At 39.4% G+C, this 15,407-nt stretch carries 14 protein-coding genes; 4 read left to right on the top strand and 10 right to left on the bottom strand.

Annotation, left to right across the window (positions count from 1 at the left end):
* Positions 1–187: 187 nt before the first annotated feature.
* On the bottom strand, positions 188–1,465 hold the full coding sequence (locus UABAM_RS30610; protein ID WP_151971788.1) for a phenylacetate--CoA ligase family protein: 1,278 nt from the start codon (positions 1,463–1,465) through the stop codon (positions 188–190).
* A gap of 103 nt (positions 1,466–1,568) precedes the next feature.
* Here UABAM_RS30610 and UABAM_RS30605 point away from each other — a divergent pair, with 103 nt between their 5' ends.
* Together UABAM_RS30605 and UABAM_RS30600 are read left to right on the top strand one after the other, a co-directional pair.
* A complete protein-coding gene (locus UABAM_RS30605) occupies positions 1,569–2,120 on the top strand; it encodes a hypothetical protein (protein WP_151971787.1) in 552 nt (183 codons plus the stop codon).
* A gap of 270 nt (positions 2,121–2,390) precedes the next feature.
* Entirely contained in the window at positions 2,391–3,107 is a 717-nt protein-coding gene (locus UABAM_RS30600; RefSeq protein ID WP_151971786.1) for a class I SAM-dependent DNA methyltransferase, read from the top strand.
* A 128-nt stretch (positions 3,108–3,235) separates the two neighbouring features.
* Here UABAM_RS30600 and UABAM_RS30595 read toward each other — a convergent pair whose 3' ends face one another.
* The 9 genes from UABAM_RS30595 to UABAM_RS30555 form a co-directional block, all read right to left on the bottom strand.
* Positions 3,236–4,084: a HalD/BesD family halogenase gene (locus UABAM_RS30595; protein ID WP_151971785.1), complete on the bottom strand. Its 849-nt coding sequence runs from the start codon at positions 4,082–4,084 to the stop codon at positions 3,236–3,238.
* Positions 4,085–4,175: 91 nt separating this feature from the next.
* On the bottom strand, positions 4,176–5,411 hold the full coding sequence (locus tag UABAM_RS30590) for a DUF1501 domain-containing protein (RefSeq protein WP_151971784.1): 1,236 nt from the start codon (positions 5,409–5,411) through the stop codon (positions 4,176–4,178).
* A 32-nt stretch (positions 5,412–5,443) separates the two neighbouring features.
* Positions 5,444–6,916 carry an Rqc2 family fibronectin-binding protein gene (locus tag UABAM_RS30585; protein ID WP_151971783.1) on the bottom strand — a complete coding sequence of 491 codons (1,473 nt, stop codon included), beginning with the start codon at positions 6,914–6,916 and terminating at the stop codon, positions 5,444–5,446.
* Complete coding sequence (gene pgsA / locus UABAM_RS30580) at positions 6,909–7,484, bottom strand: CDP-diacylglycerol--glycerol-3-phosphate 3-phosphatidyltransferase (RefSeq protein ID WP_151971782.1); 576 nt, start codon at positions 7,482–7,484, stop codon at positions 6,909–6,911. Before pgsA ends, UABAM_RS30585 begins: the two co-directional genes overlap by 8 nt.
* Before the next feature lie 48 nt (positions 7,485–7,532).
* On the bottom strand, positions 7,533–9,998 hold the full coding sequence (locus UABAM_RS30575) for an ATP-binding cassette domain-containing protein (RefSeq protein WP_151971781.1): 2,466 nt from the start codon (positions 9,996–9,998) through the stop codon (positions 7,533–7,535).
* A 45-nt stretch (positions 9,999–10,043) separates the two neighbouring features.
* Positions 10,044–10,256 carry a membrane protein insertion efficiency factor YidD gene (gene yidD, locus UABAM_RS30570; RefSeq protein ID WP_261343938.1) on the bottom strand — a complete coding sequence of 71 codons (213 nt, stop codon included), beginning with the start codon at positions 10,254–10,256 and terminating at the stop codon, positions 10,044–10,046.
* The gene (gene rnpA / locus UABAM_RS30565; protein ID WP_151971780.1) at positions 10,253–10,615 is read right to left on the bottom strand and encodes a ribonuclease P protein component; all 363 of its coding nucleotides are present in this window, start codon (positions 10,613–10,615) and stop codon (positions 10,253–10,255) included. Before rnpA ends, yidD begins: the two co-directional genes overlap by 4 nt.
* Positions 10,616–10,620: 5 nt before the next feature.
* Positions 10,621–11,028: a hypothetical protein gene (locus UABAM_RS30560; RefSeq protein WP_151971779.1), complete on the bottom strand. Its 408-nt coding sequence runs from the start codon at positions 11,026–11,028 to the stop codon at positions 10,621–10,623.
* Between the two features lie 187 nt (positions 11,029–11,215).
* Complete coding sequence (locus UABAM_RS30555) at positions 11,216–12,925, bottom strand: SpoIIE family protein phosphatase (RefSeq protein WP_151971778.1); 1,710 nt, start codon at positions 12,923–12,925, stop codon at positions 11,216–11,218.
* 203 nt (positions 12,926–13,128) lie between these two features.
* Between UABAM_RS30555 and UABAM_RS30550 the strand changes: the two genes are divergently transcribed.
* Positions 13,129–14,061 (top strand): DMT family transporter, encoded by a 933-nt coding sequence (locus UABAM_RS30550; RefSeq protein ID WP_151971777.1) that lies wholly within the window; start codon positions 13,129–13,131, stop codon positions 14,059–14,061.
* Positions 14,039–15,400, top strand: a complete 1,362-nt coding sequence (mgtE, locus tag UABAM_RS30545; RefSeq protein ID WP_151971776.1) for a magnesium transporter — start codon at positions 14,039–14,041, stop codon at positions 15,398–15,400. The genes UABAM_RS30550 and mgtE overlap by 23 nt, the downstream gene beginning before the upstream one ends.
* The last annotated feature ends 7 nt before the right edge of the window (positions 15,401–15,407 follow it).

Below are 15,407 nucleotides of genomic sequence, written 5' to 3'. Positions count from 1 at the left end.
AGAATATTTAGATGCCAATAAGTATGAGGCTTGTAGAGTTTTTTTAGGGGACGTATGAAGGTTAACAGTGTTCAATTTTATATGATGTTATAAATTAAACAAGAAGGACAAAAGCAAAAAGGCACAAAGCGACTCCAAATGTAAGGCGGACTTTTTTGTGCCCGCCCGTTTCTACAAATGTGCACTTTTAACGCAGGTCGCTAACGCGAACGGCTTTTCCGCCTTCGCATCTTGGTATAGACCCTGGAGACATTAATTTTATGTGAGCGTTGAGTCCTAGTTCTTCACGTAAAGAGTGTGCTATTTTTGCGGTGAGGGTTTCTGTAATTTGTTCGCTGATTTCTATCTGTGGTTGTACCTCAACTTGTACCTCTAGTGTATCTAGACGTTGTTTTTTGTCGACGATTAATTGATAATGTGGGGCAATCTCCGGCATGGAAACCAACGCCGATTCAATTTGCGAGGGAAAAACGTTGACGCCACGAATAATTAGCATGTCGTCATTGCGTCCGATCACACGCGACATTCGCGCATGAGTGCGTCCGCAAATACATGGTTCTTTGGTCACGGAAGCGATATCTCGTGTACGGTAGCGAATGAGAGGCGAGGCTTCTTTCGTTATGGTGGTAAACACTAATTCACCCGTCTCTCCTTCTGGTAGAACGTCTCCACTATCTGGGTCGATCACTTCTACGATAAAGTGATCCTCAAAAATATGTGCGCCGTTTTTCGCTTGATGACATTCGCAAGAAACACCTGGACCAATGATCTCACTTAGTCCGTAAATGTTTATGGCATTTACGTTTAGCTTGTTTTCGATTTCGTCACGCATAGCTTCTGTCCATGGTTCGGCCCCTAAAATTAGTGTTTTAAGAGCTAAATTTGTCACTTGTTGTTTCTGTAGTGAATCTATCAAGGTTAGGGCGTATGAGGGAGTACAAGCAAGTACTTGTGGACCAAAGTCTTGTAAGAGTAAAATTTGTCGCGCAGTATTACCTCCTGAGATGGGAATAACAGCCATGCCCAGTTTTTCCGCCCCATAATGCATGCCCAGTCCACCGGTGAACAATCCGTATCCATACGCGTTTTGAAAAATTTGTCCTGGTTTTGCACCGCTCATGACTAAAGAGCGCGCACAAACTTCTGCCCAGGTTTCTAGATCTTGTTTTGTGTAACCGACGACTGTAGGTTTACCTGTTGTGCCAGAAGAGGCGTGGATACGATGTACTTCGCTGGTGCTTACCGCAAACATCGCAAATGGATAATGGTCACGTAGGTCGGATTTTGTGGTAAATGGTAGTGAGGATAGGTCTTCTAGGTGTTTTATGTCGTCAATTTTTTGCAACTGTTGTTGATAAAAAGGAACGGCCTTCTTTACTTTAGCAATGGTTGTTTGTAATCTTTGTAGTTGTAGTTTTTCTATTTCTATGCGTGGAAGGGTTTCTTGATGTTTGTTGTATATCATTTTGCCACCTCGGTTTTTTGCAAGATTTTTTTGTTGTAATGAGAGCCTGTTTATAATTATAAAATAATCACTGTAAAAAGGAAAAGATTTGACGGGGAAAGTTGTGAAGATTTTAAAAAAAACGATTACGACAACACTGGAAAGTGGCGTTTTTTATAACGGTTGCGCTATTTACACCTCCGAGCAGAGCGTGTTGGAAAATACTAAGTTCGAGAATTGTAGTTTTCGTAACTCTATTGCGATGAAGCAAGTGTCTCAATGTGAATTTACCAATTGCCATTTTCGCGAGTTACAGGTGGGAATTATGCAAAATACTCAATTCTATGGTGGATATATCGACTTTTTTGACCTTCATAAAGGAAAAGTCGATTACCTAGTTGTTAACACTACGATACAACGGTTACGTATCTATCAAGTATATGAATTTTTACTAAGTAATGTCGATACCTTGCGGGTAAATATCATTGGCCGGATAACGCCTGCCAACGTAAGAGGGTTGGTTAGTGTGTTGTATGACAATTTAGACCACAGAACCGCTAAAGTGAAAATTTATACAAAATTTTCCGAGCAACTAATGAGCTTGGAAGCCTTTTTAGATGTATATGAATTTTATAAAGAGAGAGAACGCGATATTGACTTTGTTGTTGATGAGTAACACGTTATTTGTTTTACACTTACATTTTTTAGACATGTGAAAAGAGAAAATATATTGCCTGTATAGATGTAAAGTGGCATCAAATTTGCTTCGTAACTCGAATGCCATCGCAAATGGTTTTTGCGAAAATGTCTAGAGAAAGAATGATAGTTGTATGCGCTGGTTTGACTGCGAATTATTAAATATAGCTTCTTGTAGTGAAGGATTAATTTGTTATAATCAGCATATGAACAATGTTATTTTGATTATTTCACAGTTTCGAGCTTATTCATGGAAAAAGTAAAGCAACATTATGAAAAAATAGCCTCCCAATATGATACCTCCTTACAAAAGTGGGGCTACAAAGATGTAATAGAGGAATATATTACACAGGCGAATATAACGCTTCCCGAAAATCCTCATATACTCGATGTAGGATGTGGAACAGGAATTGCACTAACTAAGTTAAAGGAGATGTATCCAGATGCCAAAATCACAGGCCTCGATATATCTGCCAGTATGTTGGGGTTATGCAAGACAAAAATTTCGGATGTAAGATTGATACAGGGGGACTACAATAAACAGGAGTTCTATGATTTTGAGAGTGGGGAAGAATTTACTTTTGAGCCACACTCTTTTGATTTGATTATCAGTACCGGATCTTTGACTGAGTACGGCAATTTGAAAATAGTACTTCCTTTTTTATTTTCCTTGTTAAAACCCAAAGGTTATCTTGCAAATATTGGGCACCAAAAGGGAATTATTAATTGGATTGTCCTATTATTTTGGAAGGGAAAAAGCACAAGTAAAAAAGAGTTTATCAACAAGTGCATTCATTGTGGATTTGAATCTGCGCATTCCGTACCTATGTCTTTAGGAAAAAATATCTGGGCATGGCGAAAATATTGTGCCGTAGCTAGAACACCTGAAAAAACGAAAGTGGAGAACTTTAAGCTAGATTCTAATTCTGCGCATTCGGAACAAAAATTAGAAACATCAGTTAGCTAAAGTGTTGTGGTTTTGCACATAGCAATAAAAAATACGCTCGTGTCTAACGTGAGCGTATTTTTTAATACTTTAGATATACAACATGCCATTACTTTTTCAACTATTTATTGTCTGCATGGTCCCCATTGTTAATTTTTATCAAAAGACACACCTCTTTCTTCTAGAATTTTTTGTACACGTGGACCATACAAGTATACATTTACTTCATTCGTGGCTTTGTAATCAGGATTTTTGTGATAACCTAAAATGGTTGTAATGCGTTTCTTTTTGCCATAAGTACAACGCACACGATGTAAAGAATTGATTCCCTGAAACAATACTAGAGTTCCCGCTTGCTGTTTCATAATTTGTAAATGGGAACTAGACCCATTGTAAACCTTCGCGACATCATCGTAGTTTTCTTCTCCAGCGTCTTTATTACGAAGATTAGCGGCATACTCAAATTCACCACCGGAAAGAGGCTCTTGTAGTAGTAAAGTGACTACAAAATCATTGAGATCGTAGTGCCAAGAAAGCTGATCACCGTCGCCCATGTACGTTACATTCAAAGCTTGAAACTCATCGGCAAAACGATAGATTTTCTCTAACCCTAAAGCTGCGGCAATAAATTCTGTTAAGGCATTGCAGTTGTAAAGTATGTAGATCTTATCCTCTGTAGGAATTTGGTCGTAAGCAACCGTGCATAAACTAGATGGAAACCAACGGCGACGTGGGTGATTTTCAGGGAGAGAAGTGTCGTCATCGTTGGTGTAAGTATTTAAAAACCACAGAGAACGTCTTGATTTAGAGGCTAGTTTTTCACTTTCTTCGACCATGGAATCCATAACACTTTTCTTGAGAAAACCCGGCAAAGCACAGGCTCCATTTTTTTGTAGTTGCGAACGACAATTCTCGATGACTTTTTTTGCTAAGTCACTTTGTAAATCGTCAATAGGATAGCGTTCTAAATTTACCAGATCCAATGCTCGAATACTCATTATTTCGCCTCTTGTAAATAACGGTTTGTGAGATCCATTAGACAGCAATAATTACTGTCATCGTAGTGGAACTCGCAAATATATTATGGTTTTAGTTTAAAAAATCTACTTTTTTAAATTGGTGTTGTGGAAGAATTTTTTGTAGATTATTGTTTCCCAAATGTGTCCCCACGACTTCGGCAAGTACGTCGCGAAAATCTATGGTGTGTTTTAAGTCTCGGCCTTGGTATAACTGTTCTGGCGCTAAACCAGGCCAGTTGGCAATAATTGGTTTTTTCTGCTTTTTTACACCGCCACCCATAACAAACATGCAGTTTGCCCAGCCATGATCCGTTCCCCGAGTTCCATTCTCTCTTGCCGTGCGTCCAAAATCGCTTATGGTAATGACCAATACATCATCCAATTTGCTTTGTAAATCTTTTGCAAAAGAAGAAATGCTTTGGCTAAGGTTTTGTACCATATTCGCGTAGCGACCGTTTACTCCGCCTTGTTGACGATGAGTATCCCAGCCTCCATAGTCTATCTCAACCACCTCAATGCCAATATTGGCCTTAATGAGTTGTGCTGTTTGTTGTAGCTTTTTTCCCAAAGGTGTGTTCGGATATGTTACTTTTGGATTGTAGGGATTATTGGCTACCTTTTGTAGTATTTCGATACTATCTAAAGTTTCTTTGCCCGCTTGAGAGAGTTGATACGCGGCGTTGTTTTTATCTGTGGGTGAAGAATAGGCGCTTTCCAAAGCGGCCATCATTTGCGATTCTTGGAGTTCTTTGGGTATGGCGAGATTATCCAAACCTCGGATAGAGTACGCCGGGGCTTTGCCACGTAATATGCGCGGAAGATTATCACCGATAGAAATCGCACGTATAGGGCCGTGGCCTTCGGAAGTGAGTAGATGTCGATTTAACCAACCATCCGAGTTTACAGTGTTACCAATAACACCGGTTTCCCATACATCTTGCTCTTCAAAATGTGAACGTGTGTTTTGCGAATATCCCACAGCGTGTAAAGCCACTGCTGAACCCTCAGCAAAGAAAGGAGCTAAAGAGGCGGCTTTCGGATGTAAGCCAAAGAAACCATCGAGATCAAGAGCGGCATTTTCGCCGCTTTTGGGAATCGCTAAAGAGTTACGCAGTTGATAGTAATGAGGATCGTTATAAGGGACGATGAAGTTCAGACCGTCCATACCCCCGCGTAAAAAAATGACAACGAGGGTTTTATTACGTGTGACTTTGACATCTTCTATGTCAGCAAGTATAGGACTCAACCCACAGTAAAGACTTAGTAGTCCTGCTGACTTTAAAAAGTAGCGACGTGTCATTTTCATGGCGTTACTCCTTTTTCATTGTTTGATTTAACTTAAGTATCTTTGGTAGCTAATAGTTTTTCCAGTATATCTTTATCCGGAATAATGACTAAGTTTTTTTTGCTGGATAAGTACACCAAACCTGGTTTGGATTTTTTTGGCTTGGAGACATTTTTGCGTTTTGTGTATGAAATGGAAACTTTTGGATGATTCTTGGCCTTGCTATAGTACACCGCTAGTTGCGCAGCGTCGAATAGTGTGCGCTGGGGAGGTTCCTTTTTTTCACGATTGAGTACGACGACATGCGCACCTGGGTAATCCTCGGTGTGTAGCCAAATATCGTTACCTTTAGCTACCTGGAAAGTTAGTTGATCATTATCCCTGCTTCCACGACCCACTAATATTGTGACGTTGTCTTGCGAGGTAAATTTATAGTAACAATCGCGTTGTTTTTGTGGAATATTTTGTGGAGAACTTTTCGTTGAAGACTTTTGTAGCTGACGTTGCCATTTAGGAGGAAGTTGTGATATTGATGGTATGTTACCTTTTTGTAGTTCTTCGAGTCGTTTGTTGTTGATCTCTTTTTCTCGTTGTGCTTTTTCTATTTGTTTTTTTAGAAAAGGTAGGCCATCTTGTAGTTTGCGATAGCGTTTAAAATACTGTTGCATATTTTCTTTGGCATCTTTGCGTTCGTCGAGTTCTATTTGCAAAAAATCGTTGGGATTTTCTGCAAAGTAATTGATCACTTTGATATTTTTTGTACCGCGCTTTGCTAAATGCATATTACTTTTTAATAATTCGCCTTTTACGCGCAAGTCATCGCTATTTTTGGCATCTTGTAAACTATTTTGTAATTTTGTAATTTTATTTTTTAATTTCTTTTGTTCCTTGTTAATCAAAGATGTGAGTAGCTGTATTTGTCTACTTTTCTTTTGTTCTTCTAGATGTCGGGAAAAAAAATAGTCCGCCGCTTCATTCCAAGGAAACTGTGCTTGTTGTGTACAGTACTCTTCTAAAAAATTCTTTTTAGGTGTCGTCTTTGTCGATTTGGGTTGTTCGTCCATAACGGCGAAATAGTCTCGAGGCTTTTTGTTGGGATAAAGAGACCCCAAGATGTTTTTACTCTCATTGAGCAGATAAGCATTACCACTACGTCCCCACATTTCACATAGGAGAAAATGCACATGCAAATTTTCTTCGCGGCGCGTTTGGACTTTTATGGTCAACAAACGATCATTCTCCGCAAGGGAAAATTCGGTAATACGCCCGTTGAGGATGTATTTGCGCAGTAGTTGGCAAAAGAAAGGTGGAGAAGAGGGATTTTGCCATGATTTATTTGTGAGATAAAAAGCGATATTTTGTTGTTCAAAAGAAAAAAACAAGCGATGGTTGATTTGTGGTTTGCGAATTTGCAGTAGCAAAAATTCTTTCTGTGGCTGATGTATTTTCTGAATCATTCCATCGGTAATCACATCGCTATTTTCTTTGTGTATGAGTGAAAGCTGTTGATAGCTCAGACTAGGCATTTTGTTCCTTGTCCATAAAAGCCGTTTTTATCACAACTGTATTTGCCCAAAAATACTCAAGTCCGGAATAAAGAGTGATCACGGTTGTCATCATCATGAGTGAATAGTTAATTGTTGTGAGATGAGGGACAGGAGTCCAGTCGTTTATGGTCACTAAAAGAATAATAAAAAAAGTGGCGGCTGCTTGAGAAAGAGCTTTTAATTTTCCACTTAGGCGTGCCGCAAGAATTTGATTTTGAGAAGCAGCAATGGTGCGTAGCCATGAAACGATCGCGTCGCGATAGAAAAATATTGCCACCATCCATATTTCCGCATATCCTTGTACGAGAAAACATAAGAAGATAGAAAAACGAAATAATCTATCGGCAAGAGGATCTAGTAGTTTACCAACATCGGTAACTAGCTTGTATTTACGCGCTAGGTAACCGTCTAGTAAATCTGTCCATTCTGACACAAAGACAATAGATAGCGCTATAATTCTTGTTGTAGGAGTGCCCCACAAGAAAAATACCATAAATATTGGACTTAGCGCTATGCGAAAAATTGTAAGCATATTTGGTAGGTTCATGTAAAATATCCATAAAAAAACGATAGGGCACTATTGTGCCCTAATGTGTTATTGAGTCAGATTATTCGAGTCTTTTTTTACCAGTTTACCGTGCTCTAGTTGATATACATCGTGTGCTCTGCGCGCTATATTTAGGTCATGAGTCACGATGATAAATGTTTGCTGAAATTGTTCGTTCAGTTCCCAGAGAAGATCTTGAATGGATTTGGAGTTTTCTTCATCAAGGTTTCCGGTTGGTTCATCGCACAAAACGATTTGCGGATTGTTGACAAGCGCTCTGGCAATAGCCACTCGTTGACGTTCTCCACCAGAAAGTTGATTTGGTAAGTGATTTAAACGATTTTCCAAACCGAATTGGGTGAGTAGTTTTACTGCTTCTTCTGTCTTTTTCTTCTTCACCATCGGCCATGAAAACATGTCGTTGCTTACCATCGTGGCAAGAAGAACATTTTCCAATGCCGTAAATTCAGGAAATAAGTGATAAAATTGGAAAATAAAACCAATTTTACCATTGAGAATCTTACAGCGTTGTTTTTGTGATAGAGAGTCTAGGTTGATTCCATCAAGATAAATTTGTCCTGATGTGGGATCATCTAATAATCCTATCAAGTGTAACAAAGTACTTTTTCCAGCACCAGAAGGTCCAATGATTGCAGAAATTTTACCTGGGGCAAACTCGATATCGAGGTCATTTAAGATATGTAAGTTTTGTGAACCCATCATATATTCTTTGTTGAGTTCCTTTGTCGATAAAACACCATCTTTTATGGTTGTCAAACTTTGCAATACGCGTGGGGTGTTTTTTCGCGAACTTTTTTCGCGTTTGCGATCAGCTAAAGCTTCTACGGGCGTCATTCGCGAGGCAAAAAATGCAGGAATAGCACAAAAAATTAGCGAAGCAAATAGTGTGGGAAATACAATCCACAATACACTCGCTAGATTTAATTCGGAGGGAATTTCGTCGAGATAGTAAACATCTCGTGGAAAGACTCTAAATCCTGTATATTCAAATATAATATCGGCAATGTGATTGACATTGCTACTAATAAAGGTTCCTAAACCGCAACCTATCAGCGCTCCTAAGAAACTAATGAGGACTCCGTTAAACAAGAAAATCCACATAATGTCGTATGTGGAGGCCCCCATCGATCTTAAAATACCGATGTCTTTGGTTTTCTCTTTTACTAACAGTACTAGTATGATCATTAACATGGTAATGGCAAGTATTACGATAAAGAACAAAATAAAATACATGACGCGTCGTTCCATCTGAATGGCTGATAGAAATGTACGACGTCTGTCTTCCCATCTTTCCACGCTAAACGCAGCACGTAGACTGCTTTTGTTGAGCATATCGTAAATTTCATACTTGGTTTGCTCGGCAAGTGAAGGGTCTTTTAAAGCAACACAGACTTCCTTGACATCATTGGGCCAATCTATAAAACCATGGAGGTCTGAGCGGCGTGTATAACACATGCGCGCATCAATTTCTTGCCAACCAGAACGGAAAGAACCTACAACGACAAATTTACGCGTAATGGGTTTGAGCTCATTTTGCTCTTCATCGCGTTTTCCGGTCATTAAACCGATTTCGTCCCCGCGTTTTAGTTGCAGGTTTTTCATCAATTCATGACCCATAATCACAGGTCGGACACCTTCTTCTTCTGTAGAAAAAGGATTTTGTGGATCTACGGCACCTAACATTTCACCATTATGAGTACGTAGGTTTTCATCAAAGTGCGCTAGATATTGTAGTAACTCGCGTTTACGGAAGTGTTTTGCCATATTGTTGAAAAGTTGTTGCCATTTTTGTCGTCCTTCGTCGGATAGCCTGGCGGCGTCTTCCAGTTCATCTAGAGGAAGATCGTCTTCAATGAAAATAATTTTATTTTGTTTGTTAAATGTGTAAGCGACTAAACTCGTCGAGGGGCGTGTTTCTTTAGAGCCTTTAGGATCTTTATTTACAAATTTGACAACTTTTTCACAAATGATACGTGTACCTGCTGGATAGATACCGTCTTCGGCGACGACACTTCCTGCTTGTACAACCCAATTGACATGCATTTCATAGGAGCGCTTGACATTGTCCTCAAATATTTTTTCGCTGCGTAGTTTTTGCGATTTATACGAGGTAACCAAATAGTCGCGCAATTTTCCGACTTTATATTCTTTTTCGTAGTCGATACCGAGAACGATTCCCCCTGCATAAAAACGTCCTGTTCCTATGAGGACCAAACCGTCTAGGTGTGGAGAACATGAGCGAACATTGGGATGTTTTTTTACCACATCTTCTATTTGGTAGTAATTCATTTGCGGAGTGCGTACCGTTACGATGACATCAGATAAAGCACCTTGTAGTCTAGATTTAAATTCCTTGATAAAACCATCCATTACTGAGATAACAACCAGGAGTACCATTACTCCAACAGCGATGCCTGCTATGGCAAACCGCGTGACCTTTCGCGTTTTTATGTAGCGTAAGCTAATAAAATGCACAAACTTTTTAAACATCATACAACTCCAAACATAATGTAAACGATGAAGGAAATTCTTGGTGGATTAATCTACAGGATCATATCCCCCTTCGCAAAAAGGATTGCAACGCAGTATGCGGTAACACCCCAGGCAAAAACCTTTGAATAAACCTTTGCGCTGAAGTGCTTCGATAAAGTAACTTGAACAAGTAGGTTGAAATCTACAGCAGCCCGGAAATAACGGGCTGATAAATTTTTGATATATACGTATCATCAATATAAATGTGTAGCGTATCATGACTTTTTATCGCCTAGTTGTCGATAACTTTTTTCTAACAATTTGAACATGTCTTTTGCTAAATCTTCGTATTTTAGGCTCTTGTTTCTTCTGTTAGGTAAAACGACAATATCCATGGAAACCCCGCGATTTTTATATAAACGGAATGTTTCGCGGATGATGCGTTTAAACCTGTTGCGTTCGTATGCTTTTCCGTATTTTCTACTTACTACAATACCAAGCCGTGCCGTGGAAAGCGAGTTTTTTCTATAGTAACAGCGTAAAAAACGAGCTGCATGGGACTTTTTTGCGGCAAATACGGCAGAAAATTCTGATTTTGCACGTAAACGGCTTTGTTGTGGAAATGATTTGTCGACCACTTTTTTTACTTTCGTTTAAAGGGAAATTCCATCTTTTTCATGGGGTTGTCTATTTTCTCTTTTACCGTAATCGTGTCTCTATTACAGCCAGAACCCACTTTGCCATGATAAACGATTTCCAATTCTTCAAACTGGGCTTCAAATGAAAATTTACGCCAAATGTAATTGCCTATTTTATTTACTTCACTTTTTAAATCTGTATCGTTATTTATACTGGATTGGATAAGCACTCGACAGCGATGCTCCGCTTGATAAATAGAAACAAACTCTAAGTTTTGGTCGAATTTTATTTGGTTGGACATATCCACTATTTTTTTTATTTCCGGAGAGCTTTCCAGAGTGAACAACATCATGATAACAAGTAAAAATGTTGTGAAAATTCCCAAAATCGCAATAGCGTTAATACTTTTCATGAGGCATCATCCATATCTTTTTAGAGGTTGACCGAGGTGTGGTAAGGTGAGAATACACAGAATTGCAAAGGTTCTATTCCTGGCTTGACCAGGAATTTACAGAGTAAAAACAGTAAAAAATTTTTATCTGTATCCCTGCATTTGCAGGGATAAAATCGATATTTTAGACGTTCTAGTTTAGAACAACTTATTTGATTCGCGAGTTGAATTTGATCACTACTAAGGTCAAGTCGTCTCTTTGGGCAGCCCCTTGGCAAAAATTGGTTACCGCGTTGTAACATTCGCGGATGATTTGGTTTGCAGATTTTTGGACGTTATTTATGATTACCTGCTCAAATCTTTCTTGGCCAAATTGTTCGCCTTCTGGATTCATTGCCTCTGTAATTCCATCGGTGGACATGATAAGTACGTCACCTTTGTTGATCGCGATAGTTTCTTCTTCGTATTCTTCCTCATCATCAATTCCAAGAGGCATACCTGTTGCTTCCAACTCTTCGAATTGTTTTTGCGCCACACGATACAATAGGGGATTGTCGTGTCCAGCGTTGGCAAATGTTAACTGCATTGTTTTTGGATCGAACTCTCCGTAGAATAGAGTCATAAACTTGTCATCATCCATGTCTTTTTCTAAAAGAAAATTGAGTTCGTTTATTAAATTTGTCACATTATCTGCTTTTATCGCCAGTGCTTTCAAAAATGCGCGCGCTGTTGCCATAAGTAGTGCAGCGCCAATACCGTGGCCAGTGACATCTCCTACAGTAATTGCCAATCTATTGCTAGGTAGTTCAAAAAAGTCGTAGTAGTCGCCGCCTGTTTCATCACAGGTCTTATTCCAACCAACTAAATCGTATTCAAAACTATCAGGGACGCAGTCGGGCAGCATGCTACGTTGGATATTTTGTGCAATTTCCATCGCTTGATGCAATTTTTCTTTTTCCACAGCCGATTCTGATAAGATGGCACGTTCGATGGCGACACCTGCTTGAACTCCCACAGCTGTGAGTAGGTCTAAATCAGACTTGTTAAATCGGTTTGTACTTGCTACCGAGTCTATGTATATGGCTCCCAGTATTTTACTTTGGGATTCTAGAGGTACGCACATCACCGACTTTATCTTTTGTACGACAATGCTCATTCCGCCAGCTAAATCTCCGTCCATTGCCGCGTTTCCTGATCTTACAGAAACGCCATCTAGTATAGCTTTGGATAAAATTGTTTTAGATATCTTGCGCTGGTCGCCGATCGTATCTCTTTCAACAGCAACGTGGAAGGGATTTTCTTCTTCTTTTTTGTAAAGTATAATGTAGGCGCGGTCAGGTTTAAATACATCCATAATTTTTTCGAGAATCGCATCGAACATTTTCATCTGCGTTTGTTCTTTGTTGATTAAGTTACTTAACTCGTATATGGTCGATAAGTAATTCGCTGCAGAGTTTGCGTTCGTACTGGCGCTGGCGCCACCTGTCTGTTGTCGTAGATCTTGTAGAGAAACACCGCATAGTGAGTTTCCTACATCTATTTTTTCAACAATACTATTGGCGGGAAGAAATTCGTCAATCATTCCCACTGAACTTGGCGCTACCTTTGTCTCGGTTTCTGGTTCAACAACGCGATATAGCAGTTCCGTTTGTCCTATTTTTATGATATCTCCATCAGCAAGTATTTTCGAGATGATGGTTTTGTCATTTACAAAAGTACCATTTGTACTTCCAAGGTCTACGAGAAGAAAGTGATCTCCCTTAAATTCGATGAGGGAGTGGTTGCGAGATGCCCCTTTGTCTAGAACTTGGATGTTACAGTTAGTTTCTCGCCCAATAATTTTCTTTTCGTGCTTAGATAGTGGAAAAACTTTATTTGCTTGTTTACCGTTTCTGATAATTACCTGAGCTGATGTCACGTTTAACCCAACTTTATATAAAGAAGTTCTATTTAAACCACATTAACTATTCACGATAGTACATAATTTTGACGAACTTTTCAAGCCGGATTATAAATTTTTCGCAGATTTCTCTTGCATTACACTAAATATTTTTTTTTGATGTTTTAAAATTTAGCACTTGTAACTGCTTTTGCCCTTACTCTATATTAAAGCTATCAAACATGATCAAAAAAATATCGCCTTTACTCATTATTCTTGCAGCGTTGTTGTGGAGCTTAGATGGCATTCTACGCCGTGAGCTACGTACAATTCCTGCCGCAACACTTGTTATGCTCGAGCACAGTGTTGGTTTACTTTTGTTTTTACCCTTTGCACCACTCACCATTCCCAAGTTACGCAATATTTCTCGCAAAGAGTGGGCGATATTGTTTGCAGTTTCGATTATTGGTGGGGTTTTAGGTACTTGTTTTTATACGATTGCGTTATCCAAAGTCCAGTATATCCAATACACTGTTGTGGTGTTATTGCAACAAACACAACCAATTTTTGCGATTGTGTTGGCGCATTTTCTACTCAAAGAGGGGATTACCAAGAACTATATTATTCTCGCATCTATGGGAATTCTCGCTGCGTACTTTTTGTCTTTTCCACGCTATGTACCGCAGATTATTGGAAACAAAGAAGAAATTTTTGCGGCTCTTTTTGCTTTAGGCGCTGCCGCCTCTTGGGGATCTGCTACAGCTCTTAGCAAACTTATTTTAACCAAAATAGATTTTCTAACGGCCACAATCGTGCGTTTTATTATTGTTATCCCTTTTTCTTACTTAATGGGCCTTATCATGGGAGATTATATTCCATTAAGCGAAGTTTTTAGTGTGATTACATATACTCAATGGCTGTACTTGTTAGGGATTGCTTGTACTGCGGGGGCCGTGGCGATGTCCATTTACTACAAAGGCTTGCAGCATACACCTGCTCAGACCTCGACCATTCTCGAATTAGTGTATCCGTTATCGGCAGTGTTTATCGGTTACCAATTTTTGAATGAACGTTTATTTTGGGGACAAATAATAGCTGGTGTGGTCTTACTATTTGTTATTTTTAAACTCGCTTGGACTCAGATAAAAAATTATGAAAACCAAAAATTATCGTAAAGCCGTTCAATCGCTTTTAAGTCAGTTTAATGAAGACGAAAAGGCTCCGATTACCCATTCTATTTTCACAAAAGCCCACGCTGCCGACATTGCTGAGATTATATCCAATGTAGCAGAAGATCGCCAGTTGAAGGTTTTTCAAGCATTGGATGAAAAACAGCGTGGAGATGTTTTTGTCGAGTTACCCGAAGATCTACAGACGGAATTTATTGAAGAGACGGACGATAATCGTTTATTAACTCTTTTCAATGAATTAGAGCCTGACGAAGCCGCTGACTTTCTGAGCTTGTTACCAAAAAATCGCCAGGAACAGTTGTTAAATAAACTACCCCGAAAACTCCAGCACAAATTTCGTACGTTGCTACTCTATGGGGAAGAAAGTGCTGGGGGGATTATGACCCCTATTTTATTGGCGGTTCGCGTGGGGGATACCGTTGATGCTGTTATTGATCAAATTCGCAAATACCAATCCGATGAAGTGATTATAAACGTATACATTGTCGACTTTGAAGATAAGTTGATAGGCTCTATTCCTTTACAAGATATTATCATTTCCGCTGGAAATGCAAAAGTGGAAGATATCATGGAAGTGCATCCTATTACCGTAAATGTAAACGATGACCAGGAAATTGTGGGACAAACGGTACGTAAATACAATCTTTTAGCCATTCCAGTTGTGGATGGAGAAGGTAAACTTCTCGGGCGTATTACTATGGACGACGTCATTGATGTTGTTCACGAAGAAGCTGACGAAGACGTTTTTCGGATGGCGGGTGTAGACTCGGATGAGTCGCATGTAGACTCTGGGTTTTCTGTTGCGCGTATGCGTTTGCCATGGTTGTGTATTTGTCTTGGTGGTAGTATGGTTTCTGCTTTTGTTTTGCAGAGTTTTGAATCTACGTTAGCTAAATCAACAATGTTGATTGCTTTTCTTCCTGCCATTTGCGCTATGGGAGGTAACAGTGGTTTACAAACGTCCACGGTCACCATTCGCAACCTCACTTATGAGGCCGTATTTCACAGTAATCGTCGCAAGCTGGCGCGTCGCGAACTACTCTCAGGCATACTGATCGGTATTACATGTGGATTTTTGGTGAGTATGGTATCTCTGTTATGGTTGGGGAATATAATTTACGGAGTTATTATCGGTTCTTCGATGCTGCTGACGATATTTTTTTCCACATGTACAGGGTTTTTTGTCCCTATTTTTTTTACCAAACTAAAGATAGACCCTGCTATCGCTTCTGGACCGCTCATTACCACACTTAATGATGCAATGAGTGCTTTGATTTATTTGACAATGGCGTCTATACAGTTAAAGTATTTTGGTTTACTATAATTTTCGA

This window comes from Candidatus Uabimicrobium amorphum (genome assembly GCF_009002475.1).
In the GTDB taxonomy this organism is placed as follows: Bacteria; Planctomycetota; Uabimicrobiia; order Uabimicrobiales; family Uabimicrobiaceae; genus Uabimicrobium; species Uabimicrobium amorphum.
The sequence above is the reverse complement of the archived record's forward strand: the minus strand, read 5'-3'. Positions and strand labels throughout refer to the sequence as shown.

Bases quoted from the DNA above. Each gene is read 5' to 3' on its own strand.
- UABAM_RS30610 (WP_151971788.1), bottom strand. From the start codon at position 1,465: ATGATATACAACAAACATCAAGAAACCCTTCCACGCATAGAAATAGAA.
- UABAM_RS30600 (WP_151971786.1), top strand. From the start codon at position 2,391: ATGGAAAAAGTAAAGCAACATTATGAAAAAATAGCCTCCCAATATGAT.
- UABAM_RS30595 (WP_151971785.1), bottom strand. From the start codon at position 4,084: ATGAGTATTCGAGCATTGGATCTGGTAAATTTAGAACGCTATCCTATT.
- UABAM_RS30590 (WP_151971784.1), bottom strand. From the start codon at position 5,411: ATGAAAATGACACGTCGCTACTTTTTAAAGTCAGCAGGACTACTAAGT.
- UABAM_RS30585 (WP_151971783.1), bottom strand. From the start codon at position 6,916: ATGCCTAGTCTGAGCTATCAACAGCTTTCACTCATACACAAAGAAAAT.
- pgsA (WP_151971782.1), bottom strand. From the start codon at position 7,484: ATGAACCTACCAAATATGCTTACAATTTTTCGCATAGCGCTAAGTCCA.
- UABAM_RS30575 (WP_151971781.1), bottom strand. From the start codon at position 9,998: ATGATGTTTAAAAAGTTTGTGCATTTTATTAGCTTACGCTACATAAAA.
- yidD (WP_261343938.1), bottom strand. From the start codon at position 10,256: ATGATACGCTACACATTTATATTGATGATACGTATATATCAAAAATTT.
- UABAM_RS30560 (WP_151971779.1), bottom strand. From the start codon at position 11,028: ATGAAAAGTATTAACGCTATTGCGATTTTGGGAATTTTCACAACATTT.
- UABAM_RS30550 (WP_151971777.1), top strand. From the start codon at position 13,129: ATGATCAAAAAAATATCGCCTTTACTCATTATTCTTGCAGCGTTGTTG.
- mgtE (WP_151971776.1), top strand. From the start codon at position 14,039: ATGAAAACCAAAAATTATCGTAAAGCCGTTCAATCGCTTTTAAGTCAG.